This is a genomic window from Paraglaciecola sp. L1A13 (assembly GCF_009796745.1).
Classification (GTDB): Bacteria; Pseudomonadota; Gammaproteobacteria; order Enterobacterales; family Alteromonadaceae; genus Paraglaciecola.
The window spans coordinates 4,267,498-4,286,798 of the sequence record NZ_CP047024.1 but is presented as its reverse complement, the minus strand read 5'-3'; the positions used below and the strand labels follow the sequence as shown (position 1 = coordinate 4,286,798).

Genomic DNA, 19,301 nt, shown 5'->3' with positions numbered 1-19,301 from the left:
TATGAAACTTATTATTATAAGCGGTCGCTCAGGCTCAGGTAAGTCCGTTGTATTAAGATCGTTGGAAGATTTGGGCTACTACTGTGTCGATAACATCCCAGTCAATTTGTTGCCTACGTTGACCCATACTGTAGTCGATGAGTATGACCAAGTGGCGGTCAGTATTGATGTGCGCAATCTCCCCAAAGATCCCAATGAATTGGTAGAGATACTTGATTATCTACCTTCGACGTGGGAAATGACCATTCTTTATTTAGATGCTAGCGATGATGTACTTATCAAACGCTTTAGCGAAACGCGTCGCCTACATCCGTTATCAAAACAGAACAAATCGTTAGCTGGTGCTATTCAAGCAGAAAGCCAATTACTGGCGCCTATTGCTGAGCGTGCTGACTTGTACATAGATACTGACCAACTATCGATTCATCAGCTTGCTGAATTAGTGCGCGAACGTATTTTAGGTAAAAAAAGTTCACGTTTAGTATTGGTGTTTGAAAGTTTTGGTTTTAAGCATGGTATTCCCAAAGATGCAGATTACGTATTTGATGCACGTTTTTTGCCGAATCCACATTGGGAACCAGATTTAAAACCGTTGACCGGTCTCGATTCGCCAGTAGAGATATTTCTTGGCTCGCAACCCATAGTGACTAAATTTATCTGGCAAATCCAAAATTTGATTTCAACTTGGTTGCCACATTTAGAGCGTAATAATCGCAGCTATGTCACTGTTGCGATAGGCTGCACCGGCGGTCAACATCGTTCGGTTTACGTGGTTGAAATGCTTGCCAAGACTTTTAGTGCTTCGCATCCTGATGTACAAATTCGCCATCGAGAACTCAATCGATGAGTGAGCGTTTAGAAAAGACTTTACTCATTGTAAATAAGCTCGGCTTGCATGCCAGAGCAGCGACAGAATTGGTTAAGCTGACCAATCAATTCGACGCTGAAGTGACCATAGTGCAGGACGATAAAAGTGCCTCTGCTAGCAGTGTACTGGGCTTGATGATGCTTGAGAGTTGTCAGGGCAAAGAAGTACTGGTTATTTCACAAGGCATAGATGCCCAACAAGCCATGGAAGCAGTAGAAAAGCTCATTGTGGGTAAGTTTAACGAAAGTGAATAGACTTCATTAGTGTATTTTTTTAAGCCTGAATAATATCCCTAACATTAATCGCTAATGTTTTAACAACCTAACAGGCTGCTCAACCCTCCTAGACGGGATTCCACTGTATATTCCTTACTGCCAGTCATTGCGGGGAATATATTTAAACCACTGCGACTTTCGACATTGTCTATCGTGACCTCTTTCATGCAATAGTTATCGGCACGCGCGCTGTTTTGTTCCATAACATAGGCAGATGCTCGCACGTATCCTGAGCTGGTGATCATAGCCACAACTTTAAAATAGCCAGATGGAACAACATGTGATTCATCTGCGCCTGGTAATACGGCAAAAAATCCTTCATATAAGAGGCCGGTAACAACGTAAACAGTGTTCCCGCTTCGTGCTAAGTTCCGTATTGCTGACTCTAACCTCACCCAAGGGCCTTGATTTAAATTGGAGCTTTGCGGGGTGATATTCGACAAATAGTTTGTCGTGCGCCAATCATTGGTATTGCTCACACTCGCAAGAGGTACCTGATGCCCGCGGTCCGTGCGGATAACAGCGTTGGCATCTTTGTAGTCAGCAGTTTCTAAAGTGAACTGGCTTAATATTTCGGGATCAGATCGCCAACTACGTGAACGACTCGGCCCATCAATCGTTTCTGGCGTGACTTGGTAAGCAGCCCAATCGGCAAATTTGGTGTCGTGATTGTTGCTTAATATATAAATTGGGCGTTCGATCACATCATTTTCAATGGGTGCACCAGTCGGGCAGTTAAATTGGCCGCACACGTTAGCGTATAAGGTATTTGTTACAAACACCAAAAGTATTAATACGTAGGACTTCATTTACAGCGCTCTTAGCGTTCTCTACAAATACATCAATAACAAAATGATACAGCAAAATATCCTTGGGACGGTGATATTAATATTAAATTATTTAGCAAATTTAAGGACTTATGAAAAAGGATAAGGACGTTGATGAATGGCTTCCTGTCAGATATCTACCAGTAACACCAATGCTTTTGTTGTTGGGCTTGTAGAAAATGTTCGGCTTCGCTCCCTTGAAGTAAGGCCATGGTCGCTATCATGCCGGATTGAATGCAAAAGTCTGTTGCGACTGTCACTGAGCGCGGGGCACCGGTTACAGGGTAACCTGTTTTGGGGTTTAGAATATGGCTATAGCGTATGTTGTTGTGAATAATAAAGCGTCGAGCGTCACCACTTGTGGCTAAGCCACCTGAGGCTATCTTTACCATAGCGTGAGTATCTTGGTCAGCGTTTTCTGTTTGCTGGCAGGGCACTACTTGTTGAGAGGCATTTATAAGCTGAGGGCTCTCAATACCGACTTGCCAATAAGCATGATGGCGTCTGGGCTGAGTGACTTGAATATCGCCGCCGAAATTAACCAATGTTGAAACAGTAGGCGCAAGTTCAGTACAAAGCTTGGCCGCAGCATCCACTGCGTATTCTTTGCCTATACCACCAAAATCTAATTCGAAACCAGAGGGTAAACGAATATGTTGTTCGGTAAATTCTATATGCTGCCAGCCGATGTGTTTTATTATATTAGCGACTTGTTCTGGCCTTGGAAACTGTCCTTTACCGGTAAAGTCCCATATTTTTCGCAGTGCGCCAGATGTTAAATCGAACATGCCATCGCTGAGCTCAAAGCAGGTTTGCGCGAATGCCAGTAACCTGTGGGTTTCTTGGTCTATTTGCACCCAACTGTTATTGCTGTGGTTTATTCGATCAACAAGATTACCGGCAATATAGCGACTGTATTTTTGTTCGATACGTTTAGTCTGTGCAACTACTTGCTGAAGAAGATGATTGGCGAATAACTGATCTTGGGTTTCAATTAACAGCTCACATGGACTAGCCATGCAAAAAAAGTGACCGTGAAAATAGTCACCTTTTGAGAATAACGTTGGGATTTGGCTCAAGACTGTCTCACCTTAGTTGGCAGTTCTATCATTGCTAAAGTAAGTAAACATATAGCAGACAGTATACCCTGAGCCAAATTCATTATGAAATACTAGCGCTAAAAGCTATAGCTTACCTGAGCGATGACAGCATCAATGCTCGGGTATAGATCTAAGCCCTGAAGTGCACCTGGCTCGTCGAAGCCTGCATTTTTAGGACTCTGTTGGTAGTACTCCAATCTGATGGCCCACTCTCGGCCATTGTCCATAGTTTGCCCATATTTAAGGCCTACGGTATATGCCGTCATTTCACCTAAACGATAATCAGCGCTGGCAACTGACGGCAACAACGACCCCTCAACTAAGAACGGTTGATAAAAATCTGCAGCACTTTGCTGGTAATAACGAAAGTGCGGTTGCAGGTAACTGTTGTCAGTTAGTTGCACTCTGAATCTCGAATCAAACGTGTGAGAATCAATATCCCAATCATCTGTGGCATAGCGATAAGATACATCCGCAATACCGTAATCAGAGGCATATTTGGTCTGCCAATAAAAACTTTGTTTAGTGCGCTTATCGGGGCGATTTTCGTGCAGAATGTCTTGGGTGATCCCTTCACTGTTAACCACACTTAATAACTTGTAGGGGTCGGTTAAATAACCGTCTGCAACTGAATAGCTGTAGTTAAACTGCATTAGCATGCGTCGGTTTATAACTTGGGTGACACCTAACAGTAAATCGACCGTATTTTTGTCTTTGCTATCAGTAGTACGGGTCGCATCGAAAGCGGTATCAAATAATGTTTCATCAGCAAACTGACCTGTATCAACCACCATGCTGGATAGGCCAACAGGTGCTTCTCCAACCGGATCAATACTGTCGTACTGGTAAGAGACGCCAGCGGATACAGTGGTATTTTTCTGATTAAAGTCACGCGCTAGTGAACCGTTCACACCTAACGACAAGTAGTCGTACTCTTTTGATAAATGTACCCCTGTACTGCCGGTCATATTCTCCCATAGGGGCTGAGTCCACTGGGCACTGAGTTGCACACGGGTATCTTGGAATGTGTCATCAAGGGGTGTTTCTTCTGGATTCACCACATATTGGCCATTTCCGGAAGGACGCGTGAATGTTTGGGCTTCTTGCTGGGCAACCGCGCCTGATGCTGATGCGCCAGTAAGGGTATCAATGGCAATTTTGCCATTAAATATGCGCTGATCGCCAAAGTCTTTATTGGCGTTGAATACGCCTTCAGCAAGCTGTACTCGGTCTGTTTCACCGTAATACAATATTGCCGTATCGAACTTCCATTCCTCTGCTGGTGTTTCTTCCGCTTGTGCGCCAACGTTCAAAAGCGCGCAGGCTGCTGCTGCCAGTGACACGCTAAGATTTTTACTTTTAGTTAGTTGCATCCGCAGCCCCCCCCAGCAAATGAACGACCACCACTAGTGGCTTCTTTGCTAAAATAAATATGGTCATCTAATCCTAAATCGATGCCTTCGGCATCAAGTGCCATTTCGTCCTTGGCAAGTAGGTCGCGCTGCCACGGCTTGACGCCTAAGTTGGCACAGCCATTTAAAGCTAAAGTAGCAACTAGCGCTGAGGCGACTAGCAAGCGATTAATAGTAGGTTTACTAAGCATAATGATTACTCCAATTCTTGTAATAAGCTGACAAGTTGTTGTTCATAGGCCGATTTTTTGGCACTGAAAAAGCCTTTGTGACTAAAGCGGACACTGCCGTCTCTAGCGATTAAGTAGCTACTGGGCATACCTATAAGCTCGTAGCGCTGCGCGATTTCCCCATCAGGGTCGAGAACAATAGGAAAGTTAGCTGGAATTTTTTCTAGAAATGCGTTGACTAATTCAGCTTCTGTGTCGAGATTGACAGCGACCACAACTAAGCCTTGTTTGGCATATTTTTGCTGCATATCGTTCAACCAAGGAAAAGACTGTCGACAGGGCTTACACCAAGAAGCCCAAAAGTCTATATAAACAACTTTACCTTTCAATTCACTGAGCTCGACCGGCACGGAATTTACCGTAAGGGAGAAATTTGGTGCAACGGACGCGTATCCGTTATTGGCATAGCTCGCCAAATACAATACAAAACAGGCTATAAAAAAGCGCATTATCAGACTCAAAGATATAAATGATTTGCACATACATTAATAAGTGAAACTTAAGGCATACTTAATTTAACTAAATAACATGCGATTAAAATACCTCGTGAGATAAGGCTAGAATTTACTGACTAGTAAAATATTATGTGGGTGGCTATCATGCGCGTTTTGCACCTGAGATAAACCCCAACATGAAGTTGTATTACGTTTTAGCCATAGGTGGATTGTTACTTACGACTGCGTCGTTTGATACTCGAGCAGAGAAAGAATCGTTTGGTACACTTAAGCATTTAATCGCGCTTGCGGGCGAAAAAAATGGTATTGGCGCAAGGCCGGCCGGCTCAGTTGAAGAGCAGCAGGCCGCTGACTATATTAGTCAGCAATTGCGGGACTTAAATTTAATACCTGAACGACAAAATTTTTCCATTGAGCTAGATGATTTTTCAGGTCAGTCGGCGAATGTCAGTGCATTGATCCCCGGACGTAGCGAAAAGCAAATAGTTATCGGTGCCCATTTTGATTCTACCGGTGTAAAGCAAGGCAGTTTGGGGGCGACTGATAATGCTAGTGGTGTTGCTGTTTTACTTAGTGTTGCCGAGCATCTAAGTCAGCTAAAAAACCTTCCATTTAGTGTAAAACTGGTATTTTTTGGCAGTGAAGAGGTCGGCAAGCTTGGGTCTAAACATTACGTAGAGCAACTCGCTTCTGGCCAACGCGAAAATGTGGTCGCAATGCTGAATTTAGATACAGTGATAGGGGGTGACACGCTCTATATACACAGCGCATCAAGTACTAACTTTAGCTGCAAGAACGTTGCTCAGCCGAATTTGAATACCAGTGGAAACTTCCGCGATGCCCTACTTACCTATGCGCAGACGCGGGCCAATCTTAAGGTCGCTTTCACACTGCATGACGAGTCAGATGCGTTTGCTCAAGGCGAAACGGGCGATTGGTCAGATCATCAAGCGTTTGCTTGTAGCGGTATTCCTATCGCTTACATTGAGGCTACGAATATGGATATTGAAGGCAAAGGCGGAAAAGATGGATATTCTCAAACCACCAACAGTGCATTCTGGAGTTGTTTTTCAAAACCAACGTTGGGCAGCTGTGAACCAGATAGCGAAACAAAGTGGGGAGAAATTTGGCACACAGAATTTGACCGATTAGAACGTCTTAATCCTATTTTTGCCGGAAGATTAAATAGTCAACTTCAAGCCAACGTAGCACTGATCGTTGGTGCGTTGCGCGATCAAGAAACAATGAATAAGTTGATGAAGTGAGTTTGATATGACGATACATAAAGAAGAGCCAACTAGTAGTGTTAGCTAGGCCTCTTCTTTATTTTGTTAGTTAAGCGTTAAGCATCAAACTTCAATGCTATGTTAACTCATTAGGGTTGTTATCGTTTTTGTGCACCAAGCGATACAAAATGGGTAATACCAATAATGTGAGTATGGTGGATGAGATTATTCCACCAATCACCACTGTAGCAAGTGGCCGCTGGTCTTCAGCCTCGGTACCTACGTTTAATGCCATGGGTACAAAACCTAAGCTGGCAACCAGTGCGGTCATCAACACTGGGCGCAATCGCGTCATTGCTGGCCATTACGTTTGACGAATTCTGTGGCGTGACTCGTATTACAGCGGCGGGAATCTGTGCATCGTTATTGACGTTTATTAACGATGTGCTTTGATGATCAGGCGCCAGTTGATGAATAAGTGCCAGATGCTCGGACTTAACTTGATGAAATTCTTGCGTTTTTGCCACAGTCGCTAATGACTGCAGGGCAATCAAAATTAGCATAGTGTAAGCAATGACATTGAATTTCTCTCTTTAGCTTAACAATATTTACTGTTGATTCGTGTCGGTTAATATTATCAAAGCCCTAACCACAAAACGCAGGCGGACTCTAACAAACTTCATGTCGCGGTGAAACGCCTCTAGCGATTTTGAACGGAGCAAAGTGTTACCAATATTTTCTCTGGTCGCAATATGACCCGTGTGTGTTTGTTATGGTTTTTTTTCGAGTTTTTTCGATGGTTTAATCAATTTGTTTTTCATATCGATGACTTTACCCACGCCTGAACCTAACTTCATTAATGTGCCCAGTGTGTCAGGATTCATCTGTTGCAATTCACTTGTCCATTTACTGATTGTTTCTAATAGATCATGGATCTCTTGCAGGCGCTGCTGGGCAAACACTTCCTCTTGATTTTCTGGGCTCTCAAGGATAATGCCTCGAAGTAAGGTCAGGGTTGGATCCATTTCGCGTTTGCGCCGTTCTTCAAATACTCTATTGGCCATCTCCCATATGGTACCCGCACTTTGGTAATATTCTTTACGATCACCAGGAATATGATGTTGTTTAATCAATTGCCAAGACTGTAGCTCTTTTAAACCCATACTGACATTGCCCCGGGAAACGCTTAAAGCCTCGGCAATTTGATTGGCACTTAGGGGGTTCTCACTGATAACTAACAAAGCGTACATTTGCCCTACGGTACGATTGAAGCCCCAGCGGCTGCCCATTTCCCCAAAGTGCATAACAAATGATTCGATCATTGGGGTCATTTGCATAGAATATTTTTCTTATAGAAGTTTCAGTAACTACTGAAATTAAACCTGTGGTAGATATTTGTCAACTTTGCATATGCGCTAAGTTACTACTAGTCGATAACATTAATACCACTAAGAGTTAATGTTGAGTGTGCATATGTCAGTTCTATTTTGTTGTTATAAGCTGACGCTATTTTCCTGCAAACAAACCAAAGTGATGGTTTAATTCGTATTAGAGCAAATCTACTATTACAAATTGATTATTTAACTGGAAAGGAGTGATGAGATGACGTTTCAACTGCCATTATCAATTAGCGCTAATTTGCTACCAAAGTCTATTTTCCGTTTGGGTTTACTGATGGCTATGCTTTCTACTAGTGCTTGTACGTCAATTCCCGATGGTATCGAACCTGTATCCGGATTTGAATTGAATCGTTATTTAGGTAAGTGGTACGAAATTGCTCGACTGGATCATTCATTCGAGGAAGGTTTAGACCAAGTAACCGCTGAATATAGTATGCAACAAGACGGTGGCGTTAACGTTATTAATCGAGGGTTCAATCAACAAAAACAAGTGTGGGATGAAGCCCAAGGTAAAGCGTATTTCGTTGACGATGAACAAGTAGGGCATTTAAAGGTATCTTTTTTTGGACCCTTTTATGCCAGTTATGTGATCTTTTCGTTAGACACTCAAGGCTATGAGTATGCGATGATCACCGGACCGAATAGAGATTATTTTTGGATTTTGTCCCGTCAACCGCAACTTTCACCTGACGTCCTACAGACTTTATTAAGCAAGGCGCGCAAGGCAGGGTTTGATACCGAAAAGTTAATATTCGTCAATCAATGAGGACTGTAATAAGGACATGATATTTTTATGAAATATTCTCCCCTTAATATGGGTCTGTTAAATATAGATTATTTGAAGTAACAGGAAAAATATGCTCTGTGATAGCCAGGCATTGCGAAGCCACTTAGAAACCGTTGAGCAAGCCAAGACATTTTTAAATCATATATCCCATCATGCTTATCAACAAGAGATGGCTCCCCATGTTATGAGTAGCGCAGGTGCGCATATGCGCCATGTTATTGATCATTACCTAGCGCTTAAACAAGGAATAGACGCTGGCGTAGTCGACTACAATTTACGCCATCGTCAGTCAGACGTGGCGAAATCAACGACGTTCGCACTGCAAGCGTGGAATGATATTGAAGCGTGGTTGGTGGATGTATACCAAAATGATATGCAAGCAGAGTTAAGTGTACTAGCCGAGACGTCAGTTGAACAATCTTATGTTAATCAGGTTAGTTCAACGTTGGGCCGTGAATTACTATTTGTTTCGAGTCATGCAATCCACCATTTTTCTCTATTAGCGATCATTGTTTCATTACAGGGCCAGAAAACCCATGCGTTATTTGGTGTCGCGCCTTCTACCGCAACTTATCAACGCGCCCAAGCATAACCTTACGTCGATTTGGTATTTCTATAGTTTATGTGGATAATAACGCCTACATCTGCTCGGCTATGGGCAAAATATCGTTCTAGCCTCGGGATGCTGACATCGTTTTAGCTAATATAGGGACACACCATGAGTGGTTTACCAAATTGTGTAGAGTGTAATTCTGAATACACCTATGAAGATCGTAATATGTATATCTGCCCTGAATGTGGGCATGAGTGGGCGCAAGGTCAAGAATCGACTGACGATGAAACGCCAGTTATTCGTGATTCAAATGGTAATACCTTAACAGATGGCGATACGGTTACCGTTATCAAAGACTTAAAGGTGAAAGGTTCTTCTTTGGTCGTTAAAGTCGGCACCAAAGTTAAGAACATTCGGTTAGTCGACGGTGATCACGATATTGATTGTAAAATCGATGGCGTAGGAGCGATGAAACTTAAATCTGAGTTCGTTAAAAAAGTTTAAAGCCCCCAACTCGGCAAAGATGCTTATCGTTTGACCAGACAAGGTAAGCGTTTTGCGCTAATGCCGCCCCATACTATTATGTGGGACGGCATCCGAGTTAATTGTCTTTACTCGCACCAGCACGTCTACACTACATCATTATTCTGAATATTCTTTGTAGCTCTGCCAACCTTCGCCTAAGTACAATTTGCCCAGTTTTTCTGGTGTGCTTGCTAGATCCACGCTGAGTAATAAACCAGGAGTATGGTTAAAATTACTGTCTATACCTAAACAATGAAACTTCGCACCAAGTTTTTGGTAATGCTTGAGTAAGATTGGTATGTCTTTACCGTCACTTTCTATTCCTGCTAGTAAGCTAGATAAATGATTTTTTAAAGAATAATTCCGAGAAAAATCAGCTACTTCAGGTGATACAGGGAAACTGAACGGTGTATTTGCGGTTGCATCAACAGTAGGGATAACTAAGGCGTGTTGTATTAAACTGACACTGCGGGGATCATAAAGTTTGCTCAACGATACCGTGCCATAAAGGGTCCGATATTGGGGGAATTGACATACAAAACGGCCAATGCCCCGCCACAAAAGAAGCAAACCATGAAAACTGCTTTGATATTCAGGGATCAAGAATGAACGGCCCATTTCTAAGCAAGGTTCTTGACTATTAATGAATTTTTTTGAAAACGTAAACATTGCACTGAGATAAAAGGGATTCGAAATGCCCATTGCCAGCAAGCGGTCTGATTGGCCCATACGATACGCACCAATGATGCGTCCTTCATCACGTTCTACTACAAATAAGTGGGTGTAGGTTTTATCAAAATCGTCAGTATCTAATGGATTTCCGCTGCCTTCGTCGTGTTCGCGAAATACCAGTTCACGCAATCTTGCTATCTCTTTGACGGTTTGTGGAAGCTGCTCATAATATCCGTAGTACACATCTAAATTTCGATAACTAAGTAATTTCTGATTAACCTCTAAGTTTGCCAACTCTGCTTTAATAACAGTACCAGAGACTTGCGCAATCAATGGTTGTAACGCGATAGTACTTGAGGCTGGCCAATCATAATGCCAAAGAGGATCTTGAACGTAGCTCTGTATCCGTTGCAGCGCAGTTTGCTCTAAATCATCGATTGTTGTTGAAAATACATTTGATGGAACGCAAGTTCCCGCGGAGATTTTGATTTTTGAGTCACGTTTATTGAGAAGCTCTCTGGGTAGCATAAGCATGCGTAACCGGTAGTAGATACGACCTAAACGATAGAATAGGGGGCTATTTTGGCCACTCACAAAAACGGCTAAATACTGTGCTTGAGTGCGGGCAACCAAGTTAGCCACGATGCGATTCCATTGGTGTTCGCTTATACGCTTTTTATCCTTTTGGTAATAAGAGACGCGTCCGGCTGGGAATATCAATAAGGCTCCACCTTGCTTAACGTGGCGCAAAGTGGTGCGCAATGAAGGTCCATTTCTTGGGTCACGCTCAGACAACGGATTAGTAAAAATAAAGTAGTCTTTAAGTTCACTAAAAAGCTGCAAGCCTTGATTAGCAAGTACTTTCAAATCAGGTCTTATTTGACCAATCACATAAGCCAAGATAACGCCTTCAATGCCGCCAAAAGGATGGTTACTGGCAATGACTAGAGGTCCGCTGCTTGGGACTTTTTGCTGTAACTCGTGAGTGCCTTCAATCGTCACATTTAACGCACCGAGTAATTTTATGGCGAATTGCTCTTTGCTTAAACCCGCTAGTTGATGATCTACATACAGCTGATCTAGGCGATGGATAGCGAGCAGTTTATCAAGTAACCCTATTAAACCAGTAAAAATAGCGTTTTTTTTATCTTGCGGTACAAGGTTAAGTAAAGAGATTGCAGCCGGCATAGAGCGGATCCTGAATAAATTTAAATGTGTGACTGCAAATAATTTCTACAGCGTGTTAAATATAAGACCGATAAAATTAGATTTTTAATTCATCACGTTAACACAATATATTGACTATTATATCTACACGTAATTTACGGCATAATGTACTAATTAAGATATTAAACAACACGACTTAAGGCTAAAAAATGCAGCAAATTACCTTGACCCAACCAGATGATTGGCATTTACATTTTCGCGATAATGAGATGTTACCTGAGACTGTGCCTGCTACGGCTAGGTCATTTCGCCGGGGTATTGCCATGCCAAACTTGGTACCGCCTGTGGTGAATGCTGAAATGGCAAATGCGTATCGCGAGCGGATTTTAGCCGCGCGACCTCAGGGGAGTGACTTTGAGCCCCTTATGACTATTTATTTGACTAACAATACGTCTGCCGAAGATATTCGCTTAGCAAAAAAAGCCGGCGTTGTAGCTGCTAAGTTATATCCGGCAGGGGCGACTACCAATTCAGATGCCGCAGTGAAGGCAATTGAAAGTTTATTTCCAATATTTGCTGAAATGGCTGAGCAAGGCATGTTGTTGCTGATCCATGGTGAGGTTACGGAAAGTCATGTGGATATTTTCGACCGTGAAAAGCTTTTTATTGAGCAGTACTTAATAAAGATAGTCAGCCAGTTTCCACAACTCAAGGTGGTGCTGGAGCATATTACGACCAGTGACGCCGTTGACTTTGTCATTGCTAGTTCAGCAAATGTAGCAGCGACTATTACGCCTCAACATTTGTTATTAAACCGCAACGATTTGTTGGTAGGCGGCGTTAAACCCCATAACTTCTGTTTGCCCGTTTTAAAGCGCAGTACTCATCAACAAGCTCTACGAAAGGCTGTTAGCACAGGCTCGAGTAAGTTTTTTTTAGGAACAGACTCTGCTCCCCACGAGCAACGAGCGAAAGAGTCAGCATGTGGTTGTGCTGGCTGTTACAGCGCTTGGAGTGCCTTAGAATTATACACTCAAGTATTCGAAGATTTAAATGCGTTGGATAAGTTGGAGGGTTTTGCTAGTCACCATGGTGCGGATTTTTACGGTTTGCCTCGTAACACTAAGCAGGTGACGCTAGTTAAAAAATCTTGGCAAGTTCCTGAGTCAATTGTATTACCAAATGGTCAACCCATAGTGCCATTTTTTGCCGGTCAGACTATTAACTGGGCTTTGAAATAATATGAATGGACGGCGGCCGCTTCGCGTTCTATGGCTGAGTGCCGTCTTAAGTTTATTCTCTACGCATTGTGTGTCTGCTGTTGCCTCTAGTGACACCTCTGATTTTTGGGTATTGACTGCTCTTGAACCACCATTTTCCCAGCGCAATGAACGGGGACAGTTGGAAGGCTACTTGATCGAATTGGTAACAGGTATTCTAGCTGAAGCTAATATTGAACAGCCGATACTGGCTGCACCCTGGGAAAGATTAATCAGCGAAGCGCAACAGAAAGCGAATGTGGTGATTTTCCCTCTTGCTCGCACACCGGAGCGCGAAGACCAATTTCATTGGGTATTACCACTAACGGCAAATGTTTATGGCGTGCTGGGGAAAAAATCACCTTCTCACCCCATTAGTAATATTGCAGATTTAACCACAGTTTCGCCTATTGGTGTATTTGAAAATGATTTTAGGCATAAATTGTTATTAGCGGAAAATGTGCAGAACGTGGCTTCTTATAAAGATTATGATTTGGCAGTCTCAGATTTAATTTCAGGGCAGCTTAGCTCATTATTTTTCTCAGATGCAGGGCTGCGCTATTTTTGTTTTAAACAACAGGCTGACTGCTCAGACATGAAAATACTCTATCAATATGATACGTTGACCAGCTATATAGCCTTATCTAAAAATACCGACACTGGCCATATTAAAATCATGAATGACGCAGCCGAGCGATTTTTTAAAAGTCAGAAATTTAAACAAATTCAGCAGAGCTGGTTGCAGAAATTGAGAGCTCAAGGTCCTCTTAAATTACACATTAAAAACGGTGTGTTAAATCTGTGGTAGATATCTGAACAATCGCCGCTATTTCCCCGGATGATTAAGGGCAATTGATTAAAGTGATAGCCTTAATTAACACATATTATTACACTGTTTACTTAAGTATTTATGAGCGTTAAATCGGGGTTATTGATTATGCACGAGAGAAAATTTAGTGTTTCGTAACCTGGTTTTAAGTTTATTCCTAAGCTGCGTAATCATTCAGGAAGCAAATGCTGCTTCTGAGCATCAAGACTTAGTGGTGGCAGTCATCTTCGCTGACGGACTGCCATTCTACGTGGTTGATGATAAAACACAGCAAACGAGCGGCTTGCTTAACGATATTCTGTTAAAACTTGCACAGTCGCTGCAAATGGATTTACGTTATTCACCAACTGCTCGTAATAAAATTGAACAAGATATTATTTCCGCTAAAGCTGATGTTGGTTTCCTTGACCCTCGATGGCTGAACACCCCAGAATCTATGGTGTTCAGTGAACCCGTTCTGACTTATCAACATGCATTTTACGGGCTAGTTGCTCCACGAAAAAACCTATCGCTTGGCTCTCAAGTCAAAGGAAAAACCGTTTGCTTACGGGAAAACTTTAACTACCCAGAATTAGAAGATTGGCTAGAAAAGGGCGAGTTGACCTCCGTGAGAGTGTCTAAGGAGACACGTCTATTTGATATGCTGCAACTTTCGCGTTGTGATTTGGTGTATACCAATACCCTGCGAGCACAGTGGACTATAAATAGCCATGACTTCGACAAGGCCGTTTACCAACTGGGTACACTTGGCGAAGTTGACAAAATATCCTTGGCGTTCTCCCAATCTTGGTTGTCTAGAATGCCAGAGATAAATGCGGCGATCGCCGATATGCATCGTTCTGGGGAATTAAAACAGATCATCGACAAAAATATGGCCTTAAAGTATGTGAAACGTTAAGCCTTCTTTGTGTTTGAAAGTTGCGATATGCAACTTAGATTAGTTGCCTAAAACAAAATTAGATAATGTCCCAATACAAAAAATAATAATGAGTAAGGATAAAATATGACTGAATTAGTTCAATACCACTGTGCGGACAATATTGCCACTATTACCCTTAACAATGGCAAGGTAAATGCGTTTTCTCACGATATGATCGACGGAATAAACGCCGCTCTTGATAAAGCCATAGCCGATGAAGCCGTAGTGGTCATTAAAGGGCAGCCGGGCATGTTCTCTGCAGGCTACGATTTAAGCGTGATGCAGCAGAGCATGGAGGCTGCAATGAAATTAGTTGAGAAAGGTTCGACGTTGACGCGTAGAATGCTCGCCTTTGAGTTTCCTATCATTGCCGCTTGTACTGGGCATGCTATCGCTAAAGGTGCGTTTATACTATTAGCGTCGGATTATCGTATTGGTATTCAAGGTAAATTTAAAATTGGTTTAAACGAAGTGGCTATCGGTATGACGATGCACCAAGCTGGTTTAGAGCTAGCAAGGGGACGTTTGGCCCCAGTGTTTTTTAATCGTTCAGTTATTTTGGCTGAAATGGTTTCAGTTGATGGTGCTGTTACAGCTGGATTCTTAGATGTGGCTGTTGCGCCTGAAGCATTTGAGCAGACTGTTGCCGCTACGGCGCAAGCGATGACCAAATTAAATATGAAAGCCCATAGACAAACAAAGTTAAAAGCCCGAGCCGGACTATTAGACGCGTTAGATAAAGCCATCGACGTTGACCGTGGTTCGAGTCTTTAACGATTATTGATATAAATGAGAGAGTGTTGTGAGTAAGGAATTTTCCTCCCTAGGGCTAGAGCCTGCCTTGTTAGACAATTTGCAGAGCATGGGTTTTAGTCAAATGACTGAGATCCAGGCTGGTACGTTACCCGCGATATTAGCTGGCCGTGACGTAGTCGCAAAAGCTAAAACCGGCAGTGGTAAAACCGCCGCATTTGGCTTGGCTTTATTGCATAATTTAGATGTAAAACGATTTCGTATTCAGGCATTGGTAATGTGTCCAACTCGGGAACTGGCTGAACAAGTAGCCTTAGAGATCCGTCGGTTGGGGCGGGGTATTCATAATATTAAAGTGTTGACGCTTTGCGGCGGCACGCCAATGGGTCCGCAGATTGGCTCATTGGAGCACGGTGCGCACATTATTGTGGGTACGCCTGGACGGATTATGGATCACCTATACAAGCGTCGCTTAGACTTGTCAGAAGTGAATACATTGGTGCTTGACGAAGCCGATAGAATGTTAGATATGGGTTTCGAGGATGAAATGGACGCCGTTATTAAAAGCGTACCTCAGCAGCGTCAAACCTTATTATTTTCTGCTACCTATCCAGAGTCGATTGCAAAAATTAGTGGTCAAGTACAGAAAAACCCACTAGAAGTGACCGTTGAATCGACCCATGATACGGAAACGATAGAACAATTGTTTTTTGAAGTTGAAGACGCTCATCGTACAAAAGCCGTTGCAGCTTTATTGAGTCATTATCAGCCTGAGTCAGCTATTGTATTTTGTAATACTAAGATCGCCTGTCAGGAAGTTGCGGATGAATTGCAATCGCTAGGTGTTTCCGTGTTGGCCTTGCATGGTGATCTTGAGCAGCGAGAACGCAATCAAGTATTGGTACGCTTTTCAAATAAGAGTGTGTCTGTGCTGGTGGCGACCGATGTTGCATCTAGAGGCTTAGATATTAAAGAAGTCAATGCGGTTATTAGTTATCACATTACGCCAGACCCTGAGGTGCATATTCACCGAATCGGTCGCACAGGGCGAGCAGATTCCAAAGGGGTCGCATTGACATTAGTCGCTCCTGATGAAATCGCCAGAGCCAATGCTATTGAAGATTACCAAAAAGCTAAACTGAAATGGACGGGCATTCAAGCTATGCGTTTTCATGCTAACCGGCTCATTCAGCCTGTTTACAGCACTTTGTGCGTTGACGGCGGTAAAAAGAGTAAGCTCAGACCAGGCGATATATTAGGTGCATTAACAAAAGAAGCGGAAATCCCAGGTGATGATATAGGCAAGATTCATATCACCGAATTTCATGCTTATGTGGCAGTGAAACTTCGTAGTGTGAAGCGTGCTATGCGTCAGTTAGGTGAAGGAAAAATCAAAGGTAAGAAATTCAAAGTTCGTAAGTTTAATTAAGCTTACTGCTGATTTTAATAATAAACAAAGGCGCTGAGTAATAATGCTTAGCGCCTTTTTTATTTTTAGCTTAGAAATCTCTATGCTGGGAAAACGAATATGTTTGCCAAAATATGCCCTGCCTAACTATTGATATATATGTAGTCGTTTTCTATTTGTTGCGAGATAAATAGATATTTGTAAACTTTCAGCCCTTAGCGACTTTCTTGATAAGCGGACAAACAATCTATCAACTTTTTTTGTTAACTCGAAAATATTTTGTTCTGATGTCTTTTCATCATCTTTTCGTGCAACATTTCCCTAAATTCAGCTGAGTCATAGGCAAATAAAACTCCGATTCCTTCCTGACTGCTATGGGTAATTAACCCTTTTTGCAATAAATAAGCATCTTTTTTTACTTCGTCCATAAAATACATTTCGACAAAATCGTCAGTACTTAGTTCTGATTCAGGCATTTCAATAAAAGCCCCAAACGGACTAATATTGCGAGTACAAGTTTCCCCGATATCTTTGCCCATATGACGAATTTTTACATCAAGTGTTAAAGGTGTCCGGTTACTCGTGCGGTGATATAGAGCCATAGGTTCCTCACTTTTAGACGTTTACTATTAGTCGTTCACTAATAGACAATAGTAGTATACAAAAGCTTGATGATTTGTGTTAGTTATTTGGGTTTAAAATTGACCTTAAACAATAAGTATATCGATTTTGACTATTTGTCGCTGCGACAAAGATGCAAAGCGAATAAAGGTAAAAATAATTAGCGGTCAGATATGCGGTGTATGCTGCTTTCTAGCAACAAGACTGAAAGACCATTAGAAGAGGGCATAGAGAAATACAGTGGCGTAAGGTCTATTTTGAGCTATAGAATAACGTAGTCCATGAGTTGATGTGGCACACTGTTAGTATCGATGCAAAGCGTTGAATACTAATGCAGCATGCTAAATTAGACGATTAAGCTAAGTTCAGATGATTTACGCCTTTATGAATTTATAAATGAAGCGATCGGTATTGCCGCGAACCGATGAATCGAAAACTAGCTTACTTAAGTCATCTTTTGAGTTGCGTAAATAAAAGGCTTCTTCAATTAATTTAAATCCAGCTTGTTGCATTTGATATTTGACTATATCGGGATCAATTCTATGTAATGAGTTCGCAGCTTCATAGCCAGAACCAGCTAATGCTGTATGGTCGATAATGATAAAAACGGCATTGTCTTTCATGACTCTTTTAATCGTGCTTAACGCCGCTTTGTAATCCACAATGTCGTCGCGCAAAGCCACTTTTTTACCCTCTTGCATGTTATAAGTGAAAAACAAATCATGGTAATTCAAAGCGCTAAACACTAAATCTAAGCTATTGTCTGGGATCGTCATATCTACTAATGGCATATTGTCGAAGCGCACCAAGTTCGTCAGCCGATTGTCTTTTGTGCGTTCTTTTAAGCCTTTTTCAGCAAAGCGCCAAATAACTTCATCGTTTTGAACATAAACTTTTCCTTGTGAACCTACTGCTTTAGAAAACAGCTCACTATACCAACCACCGCCGGCAAAAAAATCTAAAACGTGTTGCCCTTCACCTATTCTAGTAAACGCTAAAATTTGTTGCGGCTGACGCGATTCATCCCGCTGTGTATCGTTTGAAGGGCGCTCTGGTCAGTTGAGTAGTTTAGCAATTTGCGTTGAGTTAAGCGCAGACTTAGGAACATCAGCAGCATGAGCAAACGATGTCAAATTAATGATTATGCTAACCGCTAACACGGTAAGTTTGATAAGGGGTTGCATTAGATTTCCTTGATATAAAGAAGTTGAGTGCACAGTACTGTATTTTGCCTTTAATTAGCGAGTGCCAGTATTGGGTAAACACGATACTATTTAATACGGAGAAAAATTAGGTTTATATACTTTTAAACAGTGTAATAAACGTGCCAATTTTTTGAATCGATATTACTTGTACACAAATTTATGGGGTGGCGTATGTTAACAATGGCGGATTTTGTAAAAGTATCTCCCTGTGAATATTCTGAAGGGTTGGGGCGTGAACAATTTGTAGACAGTGCCATTGGTGAATTATGGCCACAGATGCCGCGTATCGCGGGGCCTGCATTTACCGTGAAATGTGCCAAAGGCGATCATTTAAGCTTGCATGCTGCAATATACCGCGCTGCACCAGGCGATATTATAGTTGTCGAAGCAGATTCAGATTTTGCTAGCGCAGGCGGTAACGTTTGTGCGATTGCACAGCAACGCGGCATAGTGGGATTCGTTATCGATGGTCTTATACGCGATTTAGGCGAAGTACGGGATCTGCAATTTCCTGTGTATGCCAAGGGTGTTATGCCCAAGCCAGCAAAAAAAGAGCAAATTTTACCTTTTAACCAACCAATAATGTGCGGCGGAGTGCGTATTTGTGCCGGCGATATCGTAGTGGCAGACGAAGACGGAATCGCGGTGATACCGAAAGACCAAGCCGAAGAGGTTTATCGCTTGGGCAAAGCCCGAACTGATAAAGATGCTGCAATGACCCTAGAGCAATGGCAACAAGCGCATCAGGCCAAAATTGAGTCTACGCTTAAAGCGTTGGGCTTCGAAGGTTAATTTTCCTAATAAGTTGTT

The 19,301-nt window shown here is 42.3% G+C and carries 23 protein-coding genes and 1 pseudogene; 12 read left to right on the top strand and 12 right to left on the bottom strand.

The features are described from left to right. The first annotated feature begins 1 nt into the window (after position 1). Both rapZ and GQR89_RS18085 read left to right on the top strand, forming a co-directional pair. Positions 2 to 847, top strand: a complete 846-nt coding sequence (rapZ, locus tag GQR89_RS18090; RefSeq protein ID WP_158771341.1) for an RNase adapter RapZ — start codon at positions 2 to 4, stop codon at positions 845 to 847. Further along, the gene (locus GQR89_RS18085; protein WP_158771340.1) at positions 844 to 1,122 is read left to right on the top strand and encodes an HPr family phosphocarrier protein; all 279 of its coding nucleotides are present in this window, start codon (positions 844 to 846) and stop codon (positions 1,120 to 1,122) included. The genes rapZ and GQR89_RS18085 overlap by 4 nt, the downstream gene beginning before the upstream one ends. Before the next feature lie 59 nt (positions 1,123 to 1,181). On the opposite strand, the gene GQR89_RS18080 is transcribed toward GQR89_RS18085, so the two are convergent. From GQR89_RS18080 to GQR89_RS18060, 5 genes are all read right to left on the bottom strand, one after another. Beyond that, positions 1,182 to 1,952, bottom strand: coding sequence for a DNA/RNA non-specific endonuclease (locus tag GQR89_RS18080; RefSeq protein WP_158771339.1), 771 nt, complete (start codon positions 1,950 to 1,952; stop codon positions 1,182 to 1,184). A gap of 155 nt (positions 1,953 to 2,107) precedes the next feature. Next, positions 2,108 to 2,989, bottom strand: coding sequence for an FAD:protein FMN transferase (locus GQR89_RS18075; RefSeq protein WP_158772317.1), 882 nt, complete (start codon positions 2,987 to 2,989; stop codon positions 2,108 to 2,110). Between the two features lie 158 nt (positions 2,990 to 3,147). Continuing rightward, positions 3,148 to 4,443 (bottom strand): DUF3570 domain-containing protein, encoded by a 1,296-nt coding sequence (locus GQR89_RS18070; RefSeq protein WP_158771338.1) that lies wholly within the window; start codon positions 4,441 to 4,443, stop codon positions 3,148 to 3,150. Then, positions 4,434 to 4,673, bottom strand: coding sequence for a DUF4266 domain-containing protein (locus tag GQR89_RS18065; RefSeq protein ID WP_158771337.1), 240 nt, complete (start codon positions 4,671 to 4,673; stop codon positions 4,434 to 4,436). The genes GQR89_RS18070 and GQR89_RS18065 overlap by 10 nt, the downstream gene beginning before the upstream one ends. 5 nt (positions 4,674 to 4,678) lie before the next feature. Next, positions 4,679 to 5,161: a TlpA disulfide reductase family protein gene (locus tag GQR89_RS18060; protein ID WP_158771336.1), complete on the bottom strand. Its 483-nt coding sequence runs from the start codon at positions 5,159 to 5,161 to the stop codon at positions 4,679 to 4,681. A gap of 182 nt (positions 5,162 to 5,343) precedes the next feature. Between GQR89_RS18060 and GQR89_RS18055 the strand changes: the two genes are divergently transcribed. Further along, positions 5,344 to 6,432: a M28 family metallopeptidase gene (locus GQR89_RS18055; RefSeq protein WP_158771335.1), complete on the top strand. Its 1,089-nt coding sequence runs from the start codon at positions 5,344 to 5,346 to the stop codon at positions 6,430 to 6,432. Positions 6,433 to 6,529: 97 nt separating this feature from the next. Here the strand turns inward: GQR89_RS18055 and GQR89_RS18050 are convergent. From GQR89_RS18050 to GQR89_RS18040, 3 genes and pseudogenes are all read right to left on the bottom strand, one after another. Beyond that, positions 6,530 to 6,751, bottom strand: a pseudogene (locus tag GQR89_RS18050) (efflux RND transporter permease subunit); the annotation flags it as partial. Beyond that, complete coding sequence (locus GQR89_RS18045; RefSeq protein ID WP_158771334.1) at positions 6,660 to 6,956, bottom strand: hypothetical protein; 297 nt, start codon at positions 6,954 to 6,956, stop codon at positions 6,660 to 6,662. The gene GQR89_RS18045 and the pseudogene GQR89_RS18050, both read right to left, overlap by 92 nt. A gap of 207 nt (positions 6,957 to 7,163) precedes the next feature. After that, positions 7,164 to 7,730 (bottom strand): GbsR/MarR family transcriptional regulator, encoded by a 567-nt coding sequence (locus GQR89_RS18040; protein WP_158771333.1) that lies wholly within the window; start codon positions 7,728 to 7,730, stop codon positions 7,164 to 7,166. A gap of 265 nt (positions 7,731 to 7,995) precedes the next feature. Here GQR89_RS18040 and GQR89_RS18035 point away from each other — a divergent pair, with 265 nt between their 5' ends. The 3 genes from GQR89_RS18035 to GQR89_RS18025 all read left to right on the top strand — a co-directional run bounded on the left by GQR89_RS18035 (position 7,996) and on the right by GQR89_RS18025 (position 9,637). After that, the gene (locus GQR89_RS18035) at positions 7,996 to 8,559 is read left to right on the top strand and encodes a lipocalin family protein (RefSeq protein ID WP_158771332.1); all 564 of its coding nucleotides are present in this window, start codon (positions 7,996 to 7,998) and stop codon (positions 8,557 to 8,559) included. Between the two features lie 91 nt (positions 8,560 to 8,650). Then, the gene (locus GQR89_RS18030; protein WP_158771331.1) at positions 8,651 to 9,172 is read left to right on the top strand and encodes a hypothetical protein; all 522 of its coding nucleotides are present in this window, start codon (positions 8,651 to 8,653) and stop codon (positions 9,170 to 9,172) included. 126 nt (positions 9,173 to 9,298) lie between these two features. Then, complete coding sequence (locus GQR89_RS18025; RefSeq protein WP_158771330.1) at positions 9,299 to 9,637, top strand: zinc ribbon domain-containing protein YjdM; 339 nt, start codon at positions 9,299 to 9,301, stop codon at positions 9,635 to 9,637. A gap of 138 nt (positions 9,638 to 9,775) precedes the next feature. Here GQR89_RS18025 and GQR89_RS18020 read toward each other — a convergent pair whose 3' ends face one another. After that, the gene (locus GQR89_RS18020) at positions 9,776 to 11,518 is read right to left on the bottom strand and encodes a lysophospholipid acyltransferase family protein (protein ID WP_158771329.1); all 1,743 of its coding nucleotides are present in this window, start codon (positions 11,516 to 11,518) and stop codon (positions 9,776 to 9,778) included. Positions 11,519 to 11,706: 188 nt separating this feature from the next. On the opposite strand from GQR89_RS18020, the gene pyrC reads away from it, so the two are divergent. The 5 genes from pyrC (at position 11,707) to dbpA (ending at position 16,686) form a co-directional block, all read left to right on the top strand. Continuing rightward, positions 11,707 to 12,738: a dihydroorotase gene (pyrC, locus tag GQR89_RS18015; protein WP_158771328.1), complete on the top strand. Its 1,032-nt coding sequence runs from the start codon at positions 11,707 to 11,709 to the stop codon at positions 12,736 to 12,738. Between the two features lie 70 nt (positions 12,739 to 12,808). Next, positions 12,809 to 13,564, top strand: a complete 756-nt coding sequence (locus GQR89_RS18010; RefSeq protein WP_233269016.1) for an ABC transporter substrate-binding protein — start codon at positions 12,809 to 12,811, stop codon at positions 13,562 to 13,564. Between the two features lie 148 nt (positions 13,565 to 13,712). Further along, positions 13,713 to 14,483, top strand: a complete 771-nt coding sequence (locus GQR89_RS18005) for an ABC transporter substrate-binding protein (RefSeq protein WP_158771326.1) — start codon at positions 13,713 to 13,715, stop codon at positions 14,481 to 14,483. 105 nt (positions 14,484 to 14,588) lie between these two features. Continuing rightward, positions 14,589 to 15,278: a crotonase/enoyl-CoA hydratase family protein gene (locus GQR89_RS18000; protein ID WP_158771325.1), complete on the top strand. Its 690-nt coding sequence runs from the start codon at positions 14,589 to 14,591 to the stop codon at positions 15,276 to 15,278. A 28-nt stretch (positions 15,279 to 15,306) separates the two neighbouring features. Then, entirely contained in the window at positions 15,307 to 16,686 is a 1,380-nt protein-coding gene (gene dbpA, locus GQR89_RS17995) for an ATP-dependent RNA helicase DbpA (RefSeq protein ID WP_158771324.1), read from the top strand. Positions 16,687 to 16,928: 242 nt separating this feature from the next. Here the strand turns inward: dbpA and GQR89_RS17990 are convergent, their stop codons facing one another. From GQR89_RS17990 to GQR89_RS21640, 3 genes are all read right to left on the bottom strand, one after another. Further along, on the bottom strand, positions 16,929 to 17,267 hold the full coding sequence (locus GQR89_RS17990) for a PilZ domain-containing protein (protein WP_158771323.1): 339 nt from the start codon (positions 17,265 to 17,267) through the stop codon (positions 16,929 to 16,931). Between the two features lie 393 nt (positions 17,268 to 17,660). Next, positions 17,661 to 18,077 (bottom strand): hypothetical protein, encoded by a 417-nt coding sequence (locus tag GQR89_RS21600; RefSeq protein WP_233269015.1) that lies wholly within the window; start codon positions 18,075 to 18,077, stop codon positions 17,661 to 17,663. A gap of 264 nt (positions 18,078 to 18,341) precedes the next feature. Further along, complete coding sequence (locus GQR89_RS21640; RefSeq protein WP_255455644.1) at positions 18,342 to 18,470, bottom strand: hypothetical protein; 129 nt, start codon at positions 18,468 to 18,470, stop codon at positions 18,342 to 18,344. A gap of 192 nt (positions 18,471 to 18,662) precedes the next feature. Here GQR89_RS21640 and GQR89_RS17980 point away from each other — a divergent pair, with 192 nt between their 5' ends. Next, entirely contained in the window at positions 18,663 to 19,283 is a 621-nt protein-coding gene (locus GQR89_RS17980) for an RraA family protein (protein ID WP_158771322.1), read from the top strand. Positions 19,284 to 19,301 lie beyond the last annotated feature (18 nt).